Annotated in this window: 14 protein-coding genes; 7 read left to right on the top strand and 7 right to left on the bottom strand. The window is 45.7% G+C overall.

Going from position 1 to position 17,656, the window contains the following annotated elements; all coding sequences use genetic code 11:
- Positions 1-4: 4 nt before the first annotated feature.
- Positions 5-3,598 carry an acid-sensing system histidine kinase EvgS gene (evgS, locus tag ACJHXA_RS09780; protein ID WP_001317243.1) on the top strand — a complete coding sequence of 1,198 codons (3,594 nt, stop codon included), beginning with the start codon at positions 5-7 and terminating at the stop codon, positions 3,596-3,598.
- 55 nt (positions 3,599-3,653) lie between these two features.
- Here evgS and yfdE read toward each other — a convergent pair whose 3' ends face one another.
- From yfdE to ACJHXA_RS09755, 5 genes are all read right to left on the bottom strand, one after another.
- Positions 3,654-4,799 carry a CoA:oxalate CoA-transferase gene (gene yfdE / locus ACJHXA_RS09775; protein WP_001296867.1) on the bottom strand — a complete coding sequence of 382 codons (1,146 nt, stop codon included), beginning with the start codon at positions 4,797-4,799 and terminating at the stop codon, positions 3,654-3,656.
- A 73-nt stretch (positions 4,800-4,872) separates the two neighbouring features.
- A complete protein-coding gene (gene yfdV, locus ACJHXA_RS09770; RefSeq protein WP_000955028.1) occupies positions 4,873-5,817 on the bottom strand; it encodes a transporter YfdV in 945 nt (314 codons plus the stop codon).
- 69 nt (positions 5,818-5,886) lie between these two features.
- Positions 5,887-7,581 (bottom strand): oxalyl-CoA decarboxylase, encoded by a 1,695-nt coding sequence (gene oxc, locus ACJHXA_RS09765; RefSeq protein ID WP_001283499.1) that lies wholly within the window; start codon positions 7,579-7,581, stop codon positions 5,887-5,889.
- Positions 7,582-7,634: 53 nt separating this feature from the next.
- Positions 7,635-8,885, bottom strand: coding sequence for a formyl-CoA transferase (gene frc / locus ACJHXA_RS09760; RefSeq protein WP_000106759.1), 1,251 nt, complete (start codon positions 8,883-8,885; stop codon positions 7,635-7,637).
- A gap of 512 nt (positions 8,886-9,397) precedes the next feature.
- Complete coding sequence (locus ACJHXA_RS09755) at positions 9,398-10,030, bottom strand: YfdX family protein (protein ID WP_000825604.1); 633 nt, start codon at positions 10,028-10,030, stop codon at positions 9,398-9,400.
- 333 nt (positions 10,031-10,363) lie between these two features.
- Between ACJHXA_RS09755 and ypdI the strand changes: the two genes are divergently transcribed.
- Complete coding sequence (gene ypdI, locus ACJHXA_RS09750; protein WP_000867637.1) at positions 10,364-10,639, top strand: colanic acid biosynthesis lipoprotein YpdI; 276 nt, start codon at positions 10,364-10,366, stop codon at positions 10,637-10,639.
- 76 nt (positions 10,640-10,715) lie between these two features.
- Here ypdI and ACJHXA_RS09745 read toward each other — a convergent pair whose 3' ends face one another.
- Positions 10,716-10,958, bottom strand: a complete 243-nt coding sequence (locus ACJHXA_RS09745) for a YfdY family protein (RefSeq protein ID WP_000639883.1) — start codon at positions 10,956-10,958, stop codon at positions 10,716-10,718.
- A gap of 352 nt (positions 10,959-11,310) precedes the next feature.
- On the opposite strand from ACJHXA_RS09745, the gene lpxP reads away from it, so the two are divergent.
- Positions 11,311-12,231 (top strand): kdo(2)-lipid IV(A) palmitoleoyltransferase, encoded by a 921-nt coding sequence (gene lpxP, locus ACJHXA_RS09740; protein WP_000484404.1) that lies wholly within the window; start codon positions 11,311-11,313, stop codon positions 12,229-12,231.
- Between the two features lie 355 nt (positions 12,232-12,586).
- A complete protein-coding gene (ypdK, locus tag ACJHXA_RS09735) occupies positions 12,587-12,658 on the top strand; it encodes a membrane protein YpdK (RefSeq protein WP_010723117.1) in 72 nt (23 codons plus the stop codon).
- A 64-nt stretch (positions 12,659-12,722) separates the two neighbouring features.
- Here ypdK and alaC read toward each other — a convergent pair whose 3' ends face one another.
- On the bottom strand, positions 12,723-13,961 hold the full coding sequence (gene alaC, locus ACJHXA_RS09730; protein ID WP_000785931.1) for an alanine transaminase: 1,239 nt from the start codon (positions 13,959-13,961) through the stop codon (positions 12,723-12,725).
- A 376-nt stretch (positions 13,962-14,337) separates the two neighbouring features.
- Between alaC and ypdA the strand changes: the two genes are divergently transcribed.
- Genes ypdA through ACJHXA_RS09715 form a run of 3 tightly spaced genes read left to right on the top strand, consistent with a single transcriptional unit; the run spans position 14,338 to position 17,654 of the window.
- Positions 14,338-16,035: a two-component system sensor histidine kinase YpdA gene (ypdA, locus tag ACJHXA_RS09725; RefSeq protein ID WP_000544359.1), complete on the top strand. Its 1,698-nt coding sequence runs from the start codon at positions 14,338-14,340 to the stop codon at positions 16,033-16,035.
- Positions 16,036-16,049: 14 nt separating this feature from the next.
- Positions 16,050-16,784 carry a two-component system response regulator YpdB gene (gene ypdB / locus ACJHXA_RS09720; RefSeq protein WP_001295458.1) on the top strand — a complete coding sequence of 245 codons (735 nt, stop codon included), beginning with the start codon at positions 16,050-16,052 and terminating at the stop codon, positions 16,782-16,784.
- Between the two features lie 12 nt (positions 16,785-16,796).
- Positions 16,797-17,654 (top strand): AraC family transcriptional regulator, encoded by an 858-nt coding sequence (locus ACJHXA_RS09715; RefSeq protein WP_000646844.1) that lies wholly within the window; start codon positions 16,797-16,799, stop codon positions 17,652-17,654.
- Positions 17,655-17,656: the final 2 nt, after the last annotated feature.

Raw genomic sequence — 17,656 nt, 5'->3', positions numbered from 1 at the left:
TCACATGAAGTTTTTACCCTATTTTTTTCTTCTCTGTTGTGGTCTTTGGTCGACCATAAGTTTCGCAGACGAAGATTACATCGAATATCGTGGCATCAGTAGTAACAACCGTGTCACACTTGATCCAGTACGTCTGAGCAACAAGGAATTACGTTGGTTAGCGAGCAAAAAAAATCTTGTGATTGCAGTACACAAGTCCCAAACGGCTACCTTGTTGCATACCGATTCGCAGCAACAGGTTCGTGGTATTAATGCTGATTATTTAAATCTTTTAAAAAGAGCGTTAAATATCAAATTAACACTCCGGGAATACGCCGATCATCAAAAAGCAATGGACGCGCTTGCAGAAGGTGAAGTCGATATAGTGTTATCACATTTAGTTACTTCGCCGCCTCTTAATAGTGACATTGCTGCAACCAAACCATTGATAATTACCTTTCCGGCGCTGGTAACCACCCTTCACGACTCAATGCGACCGCTTACCTCACCAAAACCAGTAAATATTGCTCGGGTAGCAAATTACCCCCCAGACGAGGTAATTCATCAATCGTTTCCAAAAGCAACAATTATCTCTTTTACAAATTTATATCAGGCATTAGCATCCGTATCAGCCGGACAGAATGATTACTTTATTGGTAGTAACATCATTACCAGCAGTATGATTTCCCGCTATTTCACTCACTCCTTAAATGTAGTGAAATATTATAACTCGCCGCGTCAATATAATTTTTTCTTGACCAGAAAAGAATCCGTCATTCTTAATGAAGTACTCAATAGATTTGTTGATGCTTTAACAAATGAAGTTCGCTATGAAGTTTCACAAAATTGGCTTGATACAGGAAACCTGGCCTTTCTGAACAAACCATTAGAACTCACTGAACATGAAAAACAGTGGATTAAGCAACATCCCGATTTAAAGGTGCTGGAAAATCCTTACTCTCCTCCCTATTCTATGACGGATGAAAATGGCTCGGTTCGGGGCGTTATGGGGGATATTCTTAATATTATTACCTTGCAAACAGGTTTAAATTTTTCTCCGATCACCGTTTCACACAATATCCATGCCGGAACACAGCTTAACCCCGGTGGATGGGATATAATACCTGGCGCTATTTATAGTGAAGATCGAGAAAATAATGTTTCATTTGCAGAAGCTTTCATAACAACGCCATACGTTTTTGTCATGCAAAAAGCACCTGACAGTGAACAAACATTAAAAAAAGGAATGAAAGTTGCCATTCCATATTATTATGAGCTGCATTCGCAATTAAAAGAGATGTATCCGGAGGTTGAATGGATACAGGTCGATAATGCCAGCGCTGCATTTCACAAGGTTAAGGAAGGTGAACTTGATGCTCTGGTCGCGACACAGTTAAATTCGCGTTACATGATCGATCATTACTATCCTAATGAACTTTATCATTTTCTTATTCCTGGCGTTCCGAATGCATCGCTTTCGTTCGCTTTTCCTCGCGGAGAACCGGAACTTAAGGATATTATTAATAAAGCACTGAATGCAATTCCCCCAAGCGAAGTTCTGCGCCTGACGGAAAAATGGATTAAAATGCCCAATGTGACCATTGACACATGGGACCTATATAGCGAGCAATTTTATATTGTTACGACATTATCCGTTTTATTAGTTGGCAGTAGCCTTTTATGGGGATTCTACCTGTTACGCTCAGTTCGTCGTCGTAAAGTCATTCAGGGTGATTTAGAAAACCAAATATCATTCCGAAAAGCACTCTCGGATTCCTTACCGAATCCAACTTATGTTGTAAACTGGCAAGGTAATGTCATTAGTCATAATAGTGCTTTTGAACATTATTTCACTGCGGATTACTACAAAAATGCAATGTTACCATTAGAAAACAGTGACTCACCCTTTAAAGATGTTTTTTCTAATGCGCATGAAGTCACAGCAGAAACGAAAGAAAATCGAACAATATACACACAGGTATTTGAAATTGATAATGGCATCGAGAAAAGATGCATTAATCACTGGCATACATTATGCAATCTTCCTGCAAGTGACAATGCAGTATATATTTGTGGTTGGCAAGATATTACTGAAACGCGTGATCTAATTAATGCACTCGAGGTAGAAAAAAATAAAGCGATAAAGGCTACCGTAGCAAAAAGTCAGTTTCTGGCAACGATGAGTCACGAAATAAGAACACCAATAAGCTCTATTATGGGCTTCCTGGAACTTCTGTCGGGTTCTGGTCTTAGCAAGGAGCAACGGGTGGAGGCGATTTCACTTGCCTACGCCACCGGACAATCACTCCTCGGCTTAATTGGTGAAATCCTTGATGTCGACAAAATTGAATCGGGTAACTATCAACTTCAACCACAATGGGTCGATATCCCTACTTTAGTCCAGAACACTTGTCACTCTTTCGGTGCGATTGCTGCAAGCAAATCGATCGCATTAAGTTGCAGCAGTACATTTCCTGATCATTACCTGGTTAAGATCGACCCTCAGGCGTTTAAGCAGGTCTTATCAAATTTACTGAGCAATGCTCTCAAATTTACCACCGAGGGGGCAGTAAAAATTACGACCTCCCTGGTTCACATTGATGACAACCACGCTGTTATCAAAATGACGATTATGGATTCTGGAAGTGGATTATCGCAGGAAGAACAACAACAACTCTTTAAACGCTACAGCCAAACAAGTGCAGGTCGCCAGCAAACAGGATCTGGCTTAGGCTTAATGATCTGCAAAGAATTAATTAAAAATATGCAGGGCGATTTGTCATTAGAAAGTCATCCAGGCATAGGAACAACATTTACGATCACAATCCCGGTAGAAATTAGCCAGCAAGTGGCGACTATCGAGGCAAAAGCAGAACACCCCATCACACTACCTGAAAAGTTGAGCATATTAATCGCGGATGATCATCCGACCAACAGGCTATTACTCAAACGCCAGCTAAATCTATTAGGATATGATGTTGATGAAGCCACTGATGGTGTGCAAGCGCTACACAAAGTCAGTATGCAACATTATGATCTGCTTATTACTGACGTTAATATGCCGAATATGGATGGTTTTGAGTTGACTCGCAAACTCCGTGAGCAAAATTCTTCCTTACCCATCTGGGGGCTTACAGCCAACGCACAGGCTAACGAACGTGAAAAAGGGTTAAGTTGCGGCATGAACTTATGTTTGTTCAAACCGTTGACCCTGGATGTACTGAAAACACATTTAAGTCAGTTACACCAGGTTGCGCATATTGCACCTCAGTATCGCCACCTTGATATCGAAGCCCTGAAAAATAATACGGCGAACGATCTACAACTGATGCAGGAGATTCTCATGACTTTCCAGCATGAAACGCATAAAGATCTACCCGCTGCGTTTCAAGCACTAGAAGCTGGCGATAACAGAACTTTCCATCAGTGTATTCATCGCATCCACGGTGCGGCTAACATCCTGAATTTGCAAAAGTTGATTAATATTAGCCATCAGTTAGAAATAACACCTGTTTCAGATGACAGTAAGCCTGAAATTCTTCAGTTGCTGAACTCTGTAAAAGAACACATTGCAGAGCTGGACCAGGAGATTGCTGTTTTCTGTCAGAAAAATGACTAAATAGCGGCTCCCACAATGTTCAAATGTGGGAGCTATTTACCAGCACATCTTACATTTATGATGAGAACTCCTGGCGAATTTGTTCCCCATGCTGGTCGAGCGTTGCCGCTCCCGGCATAACATGCGGGTCCGCGCAGCCGCTGATTTTTATCGGATTACCCGGCATCATTATTCCCCCGGCTTCAATCAACATATTTCTTGCCTGAGTTTGTGGCAATTTAATGGCCTCAGCCACACTTAATAACGGCGCGACGGGTACACCAACTTCATGTATTCTGGCTAACCAAACTTCAGCTGCCTGCGTTTTTAACGTCCGCTCAATATATTGTTTAAGAATAGCCTGGTTTTGTACGCGTAAAATATTGCTGCTAAATCGGGGATCATTAACCAGTTCCGTAAGCTCCAGTGCCTGGCATAACGCAGAAAAAAGCTTGTCATTACCACAACAAATCGTAATCGGCTTATCCTGAGTATTGAAAACATCAAAAGGTGCCATGTAGGGATGGCGATTTCCCAGACGTTGTGGTGACTTCCCTGTCGCGATATATGCCATCAGACCATGCTCCAGAAAACTCAGCGTGGCATCAAACATCGCTATATCGACATGCGCCCCTCTCTGGCTCTTTTCGCGGCCATAAAGTGCACTCACTATTCCGCTGAATAAATAGACACCGCCGCATAGATCCGCAAGAGATGTACCAACGCGCACTGGCGGAGCATCAGGATATCCTGTTTCCATCATTATCCCGCTCATTGCCTGAATGATGGTATCGTAGGCAGGAGCATCTTTTAGCGGACCGGTATGTCCGAAACCTGACGATGAAGCATATATGAGGCGCGGGTTGATTTCTTGAAGCGTTTCCCATGAAAACCCCAGTTTTTCCATTGTACCTGGGCGAAAATTCTCAGCTAATACATCAGCTTGTTTGAGCATATTTATAAATATACTTTTATCGTGATCATTCTTTAAATCAAGAACCACACTCTCTTTGCCATGATTAATAAAACTGTAATAGAGTGACTGTCCATCCACATAGGGACCAAATGTGCGGGTATCATCACCATGACCTGGTGGCTCAACTTTAATTACCCTTGCGCCCATATTACAAAGAAGTTGAGTTCCGAAAGGTCCATTAAGGACATGTGTCATATCGATAACTAATAAGCCTTCAAACGGCCCTTTGCTTTCATTATTTGTCATTTGCTTATGCCTTGAAAAAAGCCGAAGGTGAAAAGACACTTCGGCATTTATGTAAAATCAATAACATGATTAATTATGAAACCAGTCGACTGACATAAATCCACAAGGGAGCCGTGACGACAAAACCCAGTACGCTCACAGCCAATGACGCTGTACCAGTGCGGGTGTAGACATTAAACCGGCTGGCAATAATGATTCCGGAGAATGCCGGCGGTAATGCGCCTGCCAGTACCATCATCTGCAAATGTTCGCTGTTCAAATGACATGCCATACCAACGAGAAGCAGCGCCAGTGGCATCAGAATCAGCTTCAGGAAGGTGTTATAAGCAATTTCGGCACTGAACTCGAATTTATGTGCAGCCAGAGTCAACCCCGCAGCGAATACCGCTACCCCTGAGTTAGCCTTCGCAATCAGATTAAAGGTTGGGTCCCATGCTGCCGGAATTTTTACCCCAACCAACACCAGGATCGTTGCCAGAACAGGTGCCCATACAACTGGCTCCTTTGCCGCAGAAATTAATGCGCTCAGATTACTATTCTTCTTACCATCCGCTCCTGAGGAAGGATTCAGCAAATACAGACCAATAGGAATAGTAATTGCGTTAACAATAATAGAAATAATTGCTACCACTAAACCTGTTGATACGGAATCACCATAAATAGGATCGAGAACTGCAAACCCCAGGAATCCAATGGTAGGTGAACCTGCAATTAATGCACATACAGCTGCTTCTGCATGGGTACGTTTAAAAAATTTGTAGCAACCGAACCAGGAGAAAAAGAAACATCCGACAATAACCACAAGTGATACAAGGGTCAGACGAGTGTCCGCAAAAATCATTTCCCTGTTTGCCCGAGTAATAGATACAAATAGAGCCGCAGGAAGCGCGTAGTTTAATACCAGTTTATTAAATGCCCGAGCTTGATCTTCTGAAAATGTTTCTCGTCTGCCGCTAAAATAACCCAACAGCATGATTACGATAATAGGCAATAAATCGCCAATAAAAAATGTTAGCATAATAGTATTTCCGATAAGGGTCCCCTCACCATCGCATAATGAGTTGGCAAGAGGAGACGATGTCAGTATTTAATTACCAGCGACTTGTTTTGGGTTAAGTTTGGTAATATGGCCACTTTCAGTTCCTGCTGCAGGGTCGATGACCACATTAATAATGGTCGGTTTGCGCGACTGAATACCGGTGGTTAAAGCATGACGAAGTTCATCTGTCGTGGTGACGTTATAGCCAACGCCACGAAACGCATCCATTAATTTGTCATACCTTGCATGGTGCAACAGATCCGTTGGTGATGGTGCACCAGCGCCACTGAGATCAACACCGTCTCCTCTGTAGATGCCGCCATTATTAAAAATAACGATCGTCACCGGCAGGTTATATCGACAAATCGTTTCAATTTCCATCCCACTGAAACCAAAAGCACTATCACCTTCAATGGCGACAACCGGAGAACCAGAAGTCACGCTAGCACCGATGGCATAGCCCATACCGATGCCCATGACACCCCAGGTACCACAATCCAGACGACGACGTGGTTTATACATATCAATAATATTTCGTGCATTATCCAGGGTATTTGCACCTTCATTAACTAAATAAATATCCTGGTTCTCGCGCAATACGTCGCGCACAGCACTTAATGCATTAAAGTAATTTAATGGTTGAGTATCTGTACTTAATTTTTCATGCATTTTTTGTGCATTTTGCTGCTTGTGGATATTTAAAATATCGCGCCATACCAGTGGAGTCGTAAATGTGTTTTGTTTCAGTTCTGCCAGCATACCTTGCATACTGGATGCAATATCACCAACGACTGGCACAGCAATGGGGCGGTTGCTGTCAATTTCCTGCGGTTCAATATCCAGTTGAATAAACTGTGTATCTGCCGCCCATCCTTTTTTACCGTGTGCCAATAACCAATTCAGTCGTGCACCAACAAGCATGACAACGTCAGCATTTGCCAGGGCAAACGAACGCGCAGCTGCCGCAGAAAGTGGATGCGTATCTTCAAGGATCCCTTTCGCCATAGACATTGGCAGGAATGGAATCTGAGTACTTTCAATAAATTCACGAAGCTGTTCATCAGCTTGTGAATACGCCGCGCCTTTGCCAAGGATAATTAATGGCCGTTCAGCTTTTGCTAAAAGCGAAATTGCGCTAGTGACTGACTTCGGGCATGGCAATAATGCTGGCGATGGATTTTCAACTTTAACAATCGTGGTTAACGCTTCGTCTTTTTCCATCGTCGCGGCCAGGACATTTGCTGGCAAATCAAGATAAACTCCGCCAGGGCGACCCGATACAGAGACCCGGATAGCGCGTGCCAATGCAATGCCAAGATCCTGCGGCTGATTAACGCGAAATGCTGCTTTGGCATACGGTTTTGCCGCATTCATTTGGTCCAGCTCTTCATAATCACCTTGCTGTAGGTCGACGATCGCGCGGTCGCTGGAGCCGCTAATCATGATCATCGGAAAACCATTTACCGTTGCGTTGGCCAATGCGGTCAAACCATTGAGGAATCCTGGCGCAGAAACTGTCAGGCAGATCCCCGGTTTTTGGGTAAGAAAACCGCTTGCCGCAGCGGCATAGCCTGCCGACTGCTCATGACGAAAACCAATATAACGAATGCCTTCCGCCTGGGCATGGCGTGCCATATCCGTCACAGGAATACCTACAACACCATAAATAGTGTCAATATTATTCTGTTTTAATGCTTCAACGATGATATGCATACCATCTGTCATTTGAAGTTGATCTGACATGATTAATAACCTCGAAATTTTTATAAATTGGGAGCCAGAAGCCCCCGTTAATATCAGATGGCGTGGTTTTGCTTCATTGCAGCAATTTCATCGTCGCTATAACCTAGCTCCTGCAATACAGCAGCGGTATGTTCACCTAATAGCGGCGCAGCTTTAATATCCGGCGTAAAGGCAGAGAATTTCATTGGACAACCAACGGTCAGATATTTTCCACGCAACGGTTGTTCCACTTCAACAACACTGCCACTTTGGCGCAAAGAGGGATCAAGTGAAATTTCTTTCATACTTAAAACCGGTGCACAAGGAATATCAAACTGAGTCAAATAGGCCACCGCTTCATGTTTATCAATAGTGACAGTGTATTTTTCGATTTCAGCAAAAATATCGAAAATATGTGGCTGTCGTGCATGGGCTGTACTGTATGCCGGATCGGTAATCCATTCTGGTTTGCCGATGGCTTTACAGGTGTTTTCCCAGTTTTGCTCCTGAATAGTGAAATAAATATAGGCGTTAGGATCGGTTTCCCAGCCTTTACATTTCAGGATCCAGCCAGGCTGACCGCCACCACCTGCATTACCACCGCGGGGAACTGCATCACCAAATGTACCATTCGGATACTGCGGGTATTCTTCCAGATAACCCAATTTATCGAGACGCTGCTGGTCACGTAATTTCACGCGGCAAAGGTTCAATACGGCATCCTGCATTGACATGGTGACTCGTTGCCCACGCCCCGTTTTTTCGCGATGCAGCAAAGCAGCAAGTAAACCGATCAGCAAATGCATTCCGGTGTTGCTGTCACCCAACGCTGCAGCGCTTACCAGCGGCGGACCATCCCAAAAACCCGTAGTGGATGCCGCGCCACCCGCTGCCTGAGCAACGTTTTCATAGGCTTTTACATTCACATAAGGCGAACACTCATCAAACCCTTTGATCGAACCAAAAATCAGACGTGGATTGATTTCTTGAATATGCTCCCAGGTGAAGCCCATGTGATCAATGGCCCCTGGATGAAAGTTCTCGACTAAGATATCAGCTTCGCGGATCAGCTTTTCCATTACCTCTTTGCCTTCCGCTGTTTTGGTATTTAACTCAATAGAACGTTTGTTACTGTTAAGCATGGTGAAGTAAAGCGCATCGATATCAGGAATATCTCGCAGCTGGTGACGCGTTACGTCACCAACGCCGGGACGTTCAATTTTAATAACGTCAGCGCCAAACCAGGCCAGCATTTGAGTACAAGATGGGCCAGATTGCACACCGGTGAAATCGAGAACTTTAATTCCTTGAAGTGGAGTTGACATAGCAATACCTATTAGTTAATTAAATATGTGTTAATTTAGCGTTTATTTAAGGCGTAATATCTTCTATAAATAACCCGCAAAATATCGTCGTAGCTGCACTCGATATTTTTAAAATCCTGTATCAAGTGCTGAAAATCATTTCATCGCCACTTCCAATTCCTTTCTGCATGGTAAGTAGTGAGGACGAAAAGAAGAATATGATAAATATTGATTCGTGGTAATCAGAGAGAGTCGCGACATTTGTGATGTTATTCTTACAACTGTAAGAAGCGCCGGTGATTTACAAGTAAGGGTATGATTACGCTTTTTAAAGCGTACCATAAAACATAACATAATAAATGATTTGTGATGACACGGGATTATTGGGATTTACTTTGAGGAAGATAAAATGCGTGTTTATAGAACCGCGAGCGCCAAATAATTTTATGACCACAACCTGTCGTATTGTGGTCATAAAAAATTGTCGGCTGGAGGGAGTTAAATCCTTTACCTCAATATACTGCCTGTCAGCATTAGTTCACAAACAGTGCTTCGCTGTCGACGATGATTCCATCTTCCGCACCTTTAAGCGCCAGGTTTGCCTCGTAGTATTGCTTTTTATCAAGCAGTTTCTGCGCATCAGCAAGTGCATTACGAGTCTGTTTAAGCGGCATCAGATATTGGTTTTCCATTACGCCAACACCGGCCAGGCGAAGTTCTTCCATTGCGCCCTTTTTATCCCCTTTCGCCATTTTTTCATTGGCAATTTTTATCGCGGCTTCTTTTTCGGGAGTTGCTACATAACTCTCAGAAATTCCGACAGATGCATTAATGACAATATATTGGTCATCATTGAGATTGGTCTTTTTACCTGGCTTAGCGAACTTTGCCCATTCGGTACTGTCATCTGACAGCAAAGCGGAAGCTTCATTGGTCAGTTCTTTTGCCTTTTCTGGATCGCCATGAAACAGAGCCAGGCGCGCTACCTGCACGTCACGCATCGCATATAAACCTTGTTCAGAGATACGCTCTGCTGCTGCCGTTTTCTGGGTTTGCTGAACTTGCTGAGTTTGCTGTTGTGCCGCTACCGGTGCATTATCAGCAGCCCATACAGTTGAAGATGCCAGAATTGCTGTGACCATCGTAGCCATAATTAAACGTTTCATACTTACCTCATTCTTTAACAGTTTTAGAAAACGCCGCCATCATATTGGGTGAGCATGAAATGAGAAATCAGAGAGCAACGGTCATTTTGAAAGGGTTATCTTACAGTTGTAGTTATTATCGCAAGAAGTATTTTAGTCTTACAATTGTAGTTATTATCGCAAGAAGTATTTTAGTCTTACAATTGTAGGAATCTGCTTCCTGTCGCAGAGAACTATTCTTATGTACCACAAAGAGATGTCATTTATTATATCGATGTAAATATTGATTAATTATATGTAAATACAGCCATAACATCGTAGGTTCTCAGTGAACCATTTTCAGGATAACTTTCTATGAAAGTAAACTTAATACTTTTCAGCTTATTTTTATTGGTCTCTATTATGGCATGCAATGTTTTTGCATTTTCCATTTCTGGTGGTGTAAGTGAGAGGAGCTATAAAGAGACTGAAAAAACATCAGCGATGACAACCACACACTCTACAAAACTTCAGCCATCACAGGCGATTTTGTTTAAGATGAGAGAAGATGCGCCACCATTAAACCTCACAGAAGAAATCACGCCTACTTATCCGACAAAGGCGAATTATCTTATTCATCCTGTGCGATAGCGTCTGTCACATGGCAGGTGAACAATCATGTCTGATGCTGATGTGAACACCTGCCCAAATGAGCCATCCTGACCCACTATCGCCTGCCATACCCCACCATAAAGCGAATCATCAAGCCACAAGCCGGGGCAAGAAACATAAATATCCCCGTCACTAGTTCATTACCGCCAGTTAACCACATGGTGAAGTAATAAATGAGTGCAGCGAGGATCACCATGCCGAAGAAAGAAGAGACCGCCGATACCACGTTCAGTACCTGACCGATGTAGCCGCTTACGCAGACAATACACAGGGCGAGAAACATCCATAAATAAATCATAGCTCAACCTCCTGCCGCGCTAAAAAACCTGTAACTTCAGTCACTTTAATAGTAAGACAATCCTTAACCTCTGGCAATTTTTGCTAAGCATCAATGAAAACAGCATGTTAAATGCAAGACTGTTGTGTACGGAAAAATATTTACTTTGCACGATTAATAATCAGTAGCTGAAAGCAGTCAGCGAGTGATAAAGTACAGATACCGCATTCATGCTCCTCGTGGTTATGTCCTGACTAGTCTTTACACTCTTTACAGGAACCATTGTCGTACATGATGGCCCAACCAATTGAGTGTACCGCTGTCGACATGGAATCTTCTGCGATACAACAATTCGTATCTACAGAAGGTAACTATGTTTCCACAATGCAAATTTTCCCGCGAGTTTCTACATCCTCGCTACTGGCTCACATGGTTTGGGCTTGGTGTACTCTGGCTTTGGGTACAGCTTCCTTATCCTGTTCTCTGCTTTCTCGGCACGCGCATTGGCGCAATGGCGCGACCATTCCTGAAACGTCGTGAATCTATCGCCCGTAAAAACCTGGAACTTTGTTTCCCGCAGCATTCTGCGGAAGAACGCGAGAAGATGATTGCCGAAAACTTTCGTTCACTCGGCATGGCGCTGGTAGAAACCGGCATGGCATGGTTCTGGCCCGACAGTCGCGTACGTAAATGGTTTGATGTTGAAGGGTTGGATAACCTTAAACGCGCACAAATGCAAAATCGCGGCGTAATGGTTGTCGGCGTCCATTTTATGTCGCTGGAACTGGGCGGCCGCGTGATGGGACTGTGCCAACCAATGATGGCTACCTATCGTCCACATAATAATCAGCTGATGGAATGGGTGCAGACCCGTGGGCGCATGCGCTCTAACAAAGCGATGATCGGCAGAAATAATCTGCGCGGCATTGTCGGTGCACTGAAGAAAGGTGAAGCGGTATGGTTTGCTCCCGATCAGGATTATGGTCGTAAAGGCAGCTCCTTCGCGCCGTTCTTTGCGGTGGAAAATGTCGCCACAACCAATGGCACCTATGTTCTCTCCCGTCTCTCTGGCGCAGCCATGTTGACCGTAACGATGGTAAGAAAAGCGGATTACAGCGGATATCGTTTGTTCATCACCCCAGAGATGGAAGGCTACCCGACAGATGAAAATCAAGCCGCTGCCTATATGAACAAGATTATCGAGAAAGAGATCATGCGCGCACCGGAGCAGTACCTCTGGATCCACCGTCGCTTTAAAACGCGCCCGGTGGGAGAATCGTCGTTGTACATTTAACAAACTGCTCTTACTCTTTCCCTCCTCAAATCGGCCATAATAACCTCATGGTTTTTATGGCTTTTTTCTTAAGGTTTTTTCCTTCGCTGAATATCTAATTATTACCGTCAGAAATTAAACTGTCGCCGATATGAGACACTTGTAAGTTACTAAAAGTAAATAAGAAAATGCCTCTTGTCTCGTTTCAGTTTTAGGCGTACATTAGCGCCGTCTCGAGCAGTTTAGCTCAGAATTCTGGGGTGATGCCCACGGTAAAATACAGGGCTTTTAAGGTCGCTTTGCCCGGTGTCAACTCACTGTATCAGGTGTAATGAAGTCATTCAGGCGTAACAGTAATTACGCGGAGAGATGTAAAGTGAAATATTTCTTTATGGGCATTTCTTTTATGGTCATCGTTTGGGCCGGTACTTTTGCCCTGATGATCTAAAAGCAAACTGTGCAATGAAAAACAGGAGCCATCAGGCTCCTGTTTGCATTTCTGACGACGGTGTTTATTCCGCGTTTTCGTGAATATGTTTGCTGCTGGCGGGTAGTAAACCGTCGGCACGGAACATCGCTTTAATCCCACGAATCGCCTGACGAATACGGTCGCGGTTTTCAATCAGTGCAAAGCGAACATGCGTATCACCATAGTCGCCAAAGCCAATCCCCGGCGAGACACAAACCTTCGCTTCGTTAAGGAGCTTCTTGGCAAATTCCAGCGATCCCATGGCCGCATATGGTTCCGGGATTTTCGCCCAGACATACATCGAAGCCTTCGGCATTTCAACCATCCAGCCCGCTTCATGCAGCCCTTTAACCAATACATCACGGCGGCGTTTGTACTGTTCGGCAATGTCGCGCACGCACTGTTGATCGCCCTCCAGCGCCGCAATCGCCGCCACCTGCAACGGCGTAAAGGTGCCGTAATCGTGATAGCTTTTAATACGAGCCAGGGCGCTGACCAGCGTTTTGTTGCCAACCATAAAGCCGATACGCCAGCCCGCCATGTTGTAGCTTTTCGACAGCGTAAAGAACTCGACTGCCACATCGCGTGCACCCGGTACCTGCATGATTGACGGCGCTTTCCAGCCATCGTAGACGATATCGGCATAGGCCAGGTCGTGGACCACCAGCACATCGTAGCGTTTCGCCAGCGCCACAACCTTTTCGAAGAACTCCAGCTCCACGCATTGCGCGGTTGGATTCGACGGGAAGCCGAGGATCATCATCTTCGGTTTCGGATAACTTTCACGAATGGCGCGCTCCAGTTCGTTGAAGAAATCGACACCTTCCACCAGCGGCACTGAGCGTACCTGCGCCCCGGCAATCACCGCGCCATAAATATGGATCGGGTAACTTGGATTCGGCACCAGCACCGTGTCACCATGATCCAGCGTCGCCAGCATCAGATGCGCCAGGCCCTCTTTCGAACCAATAGTGACGATGGCTTCTGATTCCGGGTCGATTTCAACGTCGTAGCGATCCTGATACCAGCGGGAAATGGCGCGACGTAACCGCGGAATGCCGCGTGAAGTGGAGTAACCATGCGTGTCCGGGCGCTGGGCCACAGTACATAATTTTTCGACGATATGCGGCGGAGTCGCACCGTCCGGGTTACCCATGCTGAAATCGATAATATCTTCGCCGCGCCGACGCGCAGCCATTTTCAGTTCAGCGGTGATGTTAAAAACGTAGGGCGGGAGACGATCAATGCGCGTAAAGCGACGTTCAGGGCGAGTGTCAGCCATAATTTCCTCAGATTAACGTTAGCGCCCGGACCGTCCGAGCGACGCTGCCACAATGGTGGCTGTTTTGAAAATAGCCTGATTAATTTCTGTCTGTCCAGCGTTTTAGAACATTTTTATCAATGGCTTTAAATGAGGAACTCCACTTCAAAAACAGGAAATTTTTCTACGCTAACAAGAAAATTACCACCAATTTTATTAACATTATAATTTCAATAAATTTACCAGCCAGAAGTGCATTATCAAGAGATACATTGCTAATACACCATTTATCTTTCAATCCCCTTTTAAATTTATGGTTTTTCCTCAAAAACGGCCTGCTGGTCATCAGCCTTCAGGTTACCTATCATAGAGGTTTAATCCTTATTCAGAGTCACCCGTGCACGAAATATTCAACATGCTGCTGGCGGTCTTCGATCGGGCAGCGTTAATGCTTATCTGCCTGTTCTTTCTCATCCGTATCCGCCTGTTTCGCGAACTGTTGCACAAGTCGGCGCACTCCCCAAAAGAATTGCTCGCCGTTACCGCCATTTTCTCGCTGTTCGCCCTGTTCAGCACCTGGTCCGGCGTTCCCGTAGAAGGCTCGCTGGTGAACGTACGTATTATCGCGGTGATGTCCGGCGGGATTCTGTTTGGCCCGTGGGTAGGCATCATTACCGGCGTGATTGCGGGTATTCACCGGTATTTAATTGATATCGGCGGCGTGACGGCGATCCCCTGCTTTATCACCAGCATTCTGGCGGGTTGTATATCAGGCTGGATAAACCTGAAAATCCCCAAAGCACAGCGCTGGCGCGTCGGTATTCTCGGCGGCATGTTGTGTGAGACGTTGACCATGATTCTGGTAATTGTCTGGGCACCAACTACCGCGTTGGGGATCGATATCGTCTCTAAAATCGGCATTCCAATGATCCTCGGTAGCGTCTGTATCGGCTTTATTGTGCTTCTGGTGCAAAGCGTTGAGGGCGAAAAAGAGGCCAGCGCCGCGCGGCAGGCCAAGCTGGCGCTGGATATCGCCAACAAAACGCTACCTCTGTTTCGCCATGTCAATAGCGAGTCATTACGCAAAGTTTGTGAAATTATTCGCGATGACATTCACGCCGATGCGGTGGCGATTACCAATACCGATCATGTGCTGGCCTATGTTGGCGTGGGTGAACATAACTATCAGAATGGCGATGACTTCATTAGCCCGACTACCCGTCAGGCGATGAATTACGGAAAAATCATCATTAAAAACAATGATGAAGCCCACCGCACACCAGAGATTCATTCCATGCTGGTGATCCCATTGTGGGAGAAAGGCGTTGTGACCGGAACGCTGAAAATTTACTACTGCCACGCGCATCAGATCACCTCGTCATTACAGGAAATGGCGGTCGGTCTGTCGCAAATCATCTCCACCCAACTGGAGGTTTCACGCGCCGAGCAGCTACGTGAAATGGCAAATAAGGCAGAGCTTCGCGCCCTGCAAAGCAAAATTAATCCCCATTTCCTGTTTAACGCTTTGAACGCTATTTCATCATCAATCCGTCTGAATCCGGATACTGCTCGCCAGCTGATCTTTAATCTGTCGCGTTATCTGCGCTATAACATTGAATTAAAAGACGATGAGCAAATCGATATCAAAAAAGAGCTGTATCAAATTAAAGACTATATTGCCATTGAGCAGGCCCGCTTTGGTGACAAGCTGACGGTTATCTATGATATTGATGAAGAGGTGAATTGCTGCATTCCCAGCCTGCTGATCCAGCCGTTGGTGGAGAACGCCATTGTCCACGGTATTCAGCCTTGCAAAGGTAAAGGCGTTGTCACCATCAGCGTTGCAGAGTGCGGAAATCGGGTACGCATTGCGGTGCGAGATACCGGGCACGGCATCGATCCAAAGGTGATTGAGCGGGTCGAAGCGAATGAAATGCCGGGCAATAAAATTGGCCTGCTGAATGTCCATCATCGCGTGAAGTTATTGTATGGCGAGGGGCTGCATATCCGCCGCCTGGAGCCGGGGACGGAAATTGCGTTTTACATTCCTAACCAACGCACCCCAGTCGCCTCACAGGCTACGTTATTGCTTTGAGCCGGAGTGATATTGTGAAAGTCATCATTGTTGAAGACGAATTCCTGGCACAACAGGAACTGAGCTGGCTAATTAAAGAGCACAGCCAGATGGAGATTGTCGGCACCTTTGACGACGGTCTGGACGTGTTGAAGTTTTTGCAGCATAACCGCGTCGACGCCATTTTTCTGGATATCAATATTCCGTCGCTGGATGGCGTGTTGCTGGCGCAAAACATCAGCCAGTTCGCCCATAAACCGTTTATTGTGTTCATCACCGCGTGGAAAGAACATGCGGTAGAAGCGTTTGAACTGGAGGCGTTTGACTACATTCTCAAACCGTATCAGGAGTCACGTATTACCGGGATGCTGCAAAAACTGGAAGCGGCCTGGCAACAACAGCAGACCAGCAGTACGCCTGCCGCGACGGTAACGCGTGAGAATGACACCATTAATCTGGTGAAAGATGAGCGAATAATCGTCACGCCAATTAACGATATCTATTACGCCGAAGCGCACGAGAAAATGACCTTTGTCTATACGCGGCGTGAATCCTACGTAATGCCGATGAACATTACCGAATTTTGCAGCAAACTGCCGCCGTCGCATTTTTTCCGCTGCCATCGCTCATTTTGTGTCAATCTGAACAAAATACGCGAAATCGAACCGTGGTTTAATAACACCTACATTCTGCGACTGAAAGATCTGGATTTTGAAGTGCCGGTCAGTCGCAGCAAAGTGAAAGAATTTCGCCAGTTAATGCATCTTTAATCGGGAACTTTCATGAAAGCACCAGGCTTGCCCGCCGATCAACAATTTTTCGCCGATCTGTTCAGCGGCCTGGTGCTTAACCCGCAACTACTGGGGCGCGTCTGGTTTGCCAGCCAGCCTGCCTCGTTACCGGTGGGCAGTTTATGTATTGATTTTCCCCGTCTGGATATCGTGCTGCGCGGCGAATACGGCAACCTGCTGGAAGCAAAGCAGCAGCGAATGGTGGAAGGAGAAATGCTGTTTATTCCGGCACGCGCGGCTAATTTACCGATCAACAACAAACCGGTGATGCTGTTAAGCCTGGTGTTCGCACCGACCTGGCTTGGGTTATCGTTTTACGATAGCCGCACCACGTCGTTGTTGCATCCTGCTCGCCAGATCCAGCTTCCCAGCCTGCAACGCGGTGAAGGTGAAGCGATGCTTACCGCCCTCACCCATCTTAGCCGTTCGCCGCTGGAGCAGAATATCATTCAGCCACTGGTGTTAAGTTTGCTGCATCTTTGCCGCAACGTGGTGAATATGCCGCCGGGTAATTCGCAACCGCGCGGCGATTTTCTCTATCACAGCATTTGTAACTGGGTTCAGGATAATTATGCCCAGCCGCTCACCCGCGAGAGCGTGGCGCAGTTTTTTAATATCACGCCCAATCATCTGTCAAAACTGTTTGCTCAGCATGGAACGATGCGTTTTATCGAGTATGTGCGTTGGGTGCGAATGGCGAAGGCGAGGATGATTTTGCAGAAATATCATCTGTCAATTCATGAAGTGGCACAGCGTTGCGGTTTTCCGGATAGCGACTATTTTTGTCGCGTTTTCCGGCGTCAGTTTGGTCTGACGCCGGGAGAGTACAGCGCCCGTTTTCAGGGCTAACG

It is taken from the genome of Escherichia sp. WS33 (assembly GCF_046486385.1).
Taxonomy (GTDB): Bacteria; Pseudomonadota; Gammaproteobacteria; order Enterobacterales; family Enterobacteriaceae; genus ECMA0423.
This window is presented reverse-complemented; position numbering and strand designations above follow the sequence as displayed.

Coding starts and splice junctions, on each gene's coding strand:
- evgS (WP_001317243.1), top strand. CDS start 5: ATGAAGTTTTTACCCTATTTTTTTCTTCTCTGTTGTGGTCTTTGGTCG.
- yfdE (WP_001296867.1), bottom strand. CDS start 4,799: ATGACAAATAATGAAAGCAAAGGGCCGTTTGAAGGCTTATTAGTTATC.
- yfdV (WP_000955028.1), bottom strand. CDS start 5,817: ATGCTAACATTTTTTATTGGCGATTTATTGCCTATTATCGTAATCATG.
- oxc (WP_001283499.1), bottom strand. CDS start 7,581: ATGTCAGATCAACTTCAAATGACAGATGGTATGCATATCATCGTTGAA.
- frc (WP_000106759.1), bottom strand. CDS start 8,885: ATGTCAACTCCACTTCAAGGAATTAAAGTTCTCGATTTCACCGGTGTG.
- ACJHXA_RS09755 (WP_000825604.1), bottom strand. CDS start 10,030: ATGAAACGTTTAATTATGGCTACGATGGTCACAGCAATTCTGGCATCT.
- ypdI (WP_000867637.1), top strand. CDS start 10,364: ATGAAAGTAAACTTAATACTTTTCAGCTTATTTTTATTGGTCTCTATT.
- ACJHXA_RS09745 (WP_000639883.1), bottom strand. CDS start 10,958: ATGATTTATTTATGGATGTTTCTCGCCCTGTGTATTGTCTGCGTAAGC.
- lpxP (WP_000484404.1), top strand. CDS start 11,311: ATGTTTCCACAATGCAAATTTTCCCGCGAGTTTCTACATCCTCGCTAC.
- alaC (WP_000785931.1), bottom strand. CDS start 13,961: ATGGCTGACACTCGCCCTGAACGTCGCTTTACGCGCATTGATCGTCTC.
- ACJHXA_RS09715 (WP_000646844.1), top strand. CDS start 16,797: ATGAAAGCACCAGGCTTGCCCGCCGATCAACAATTTTTCGCCGATCTG.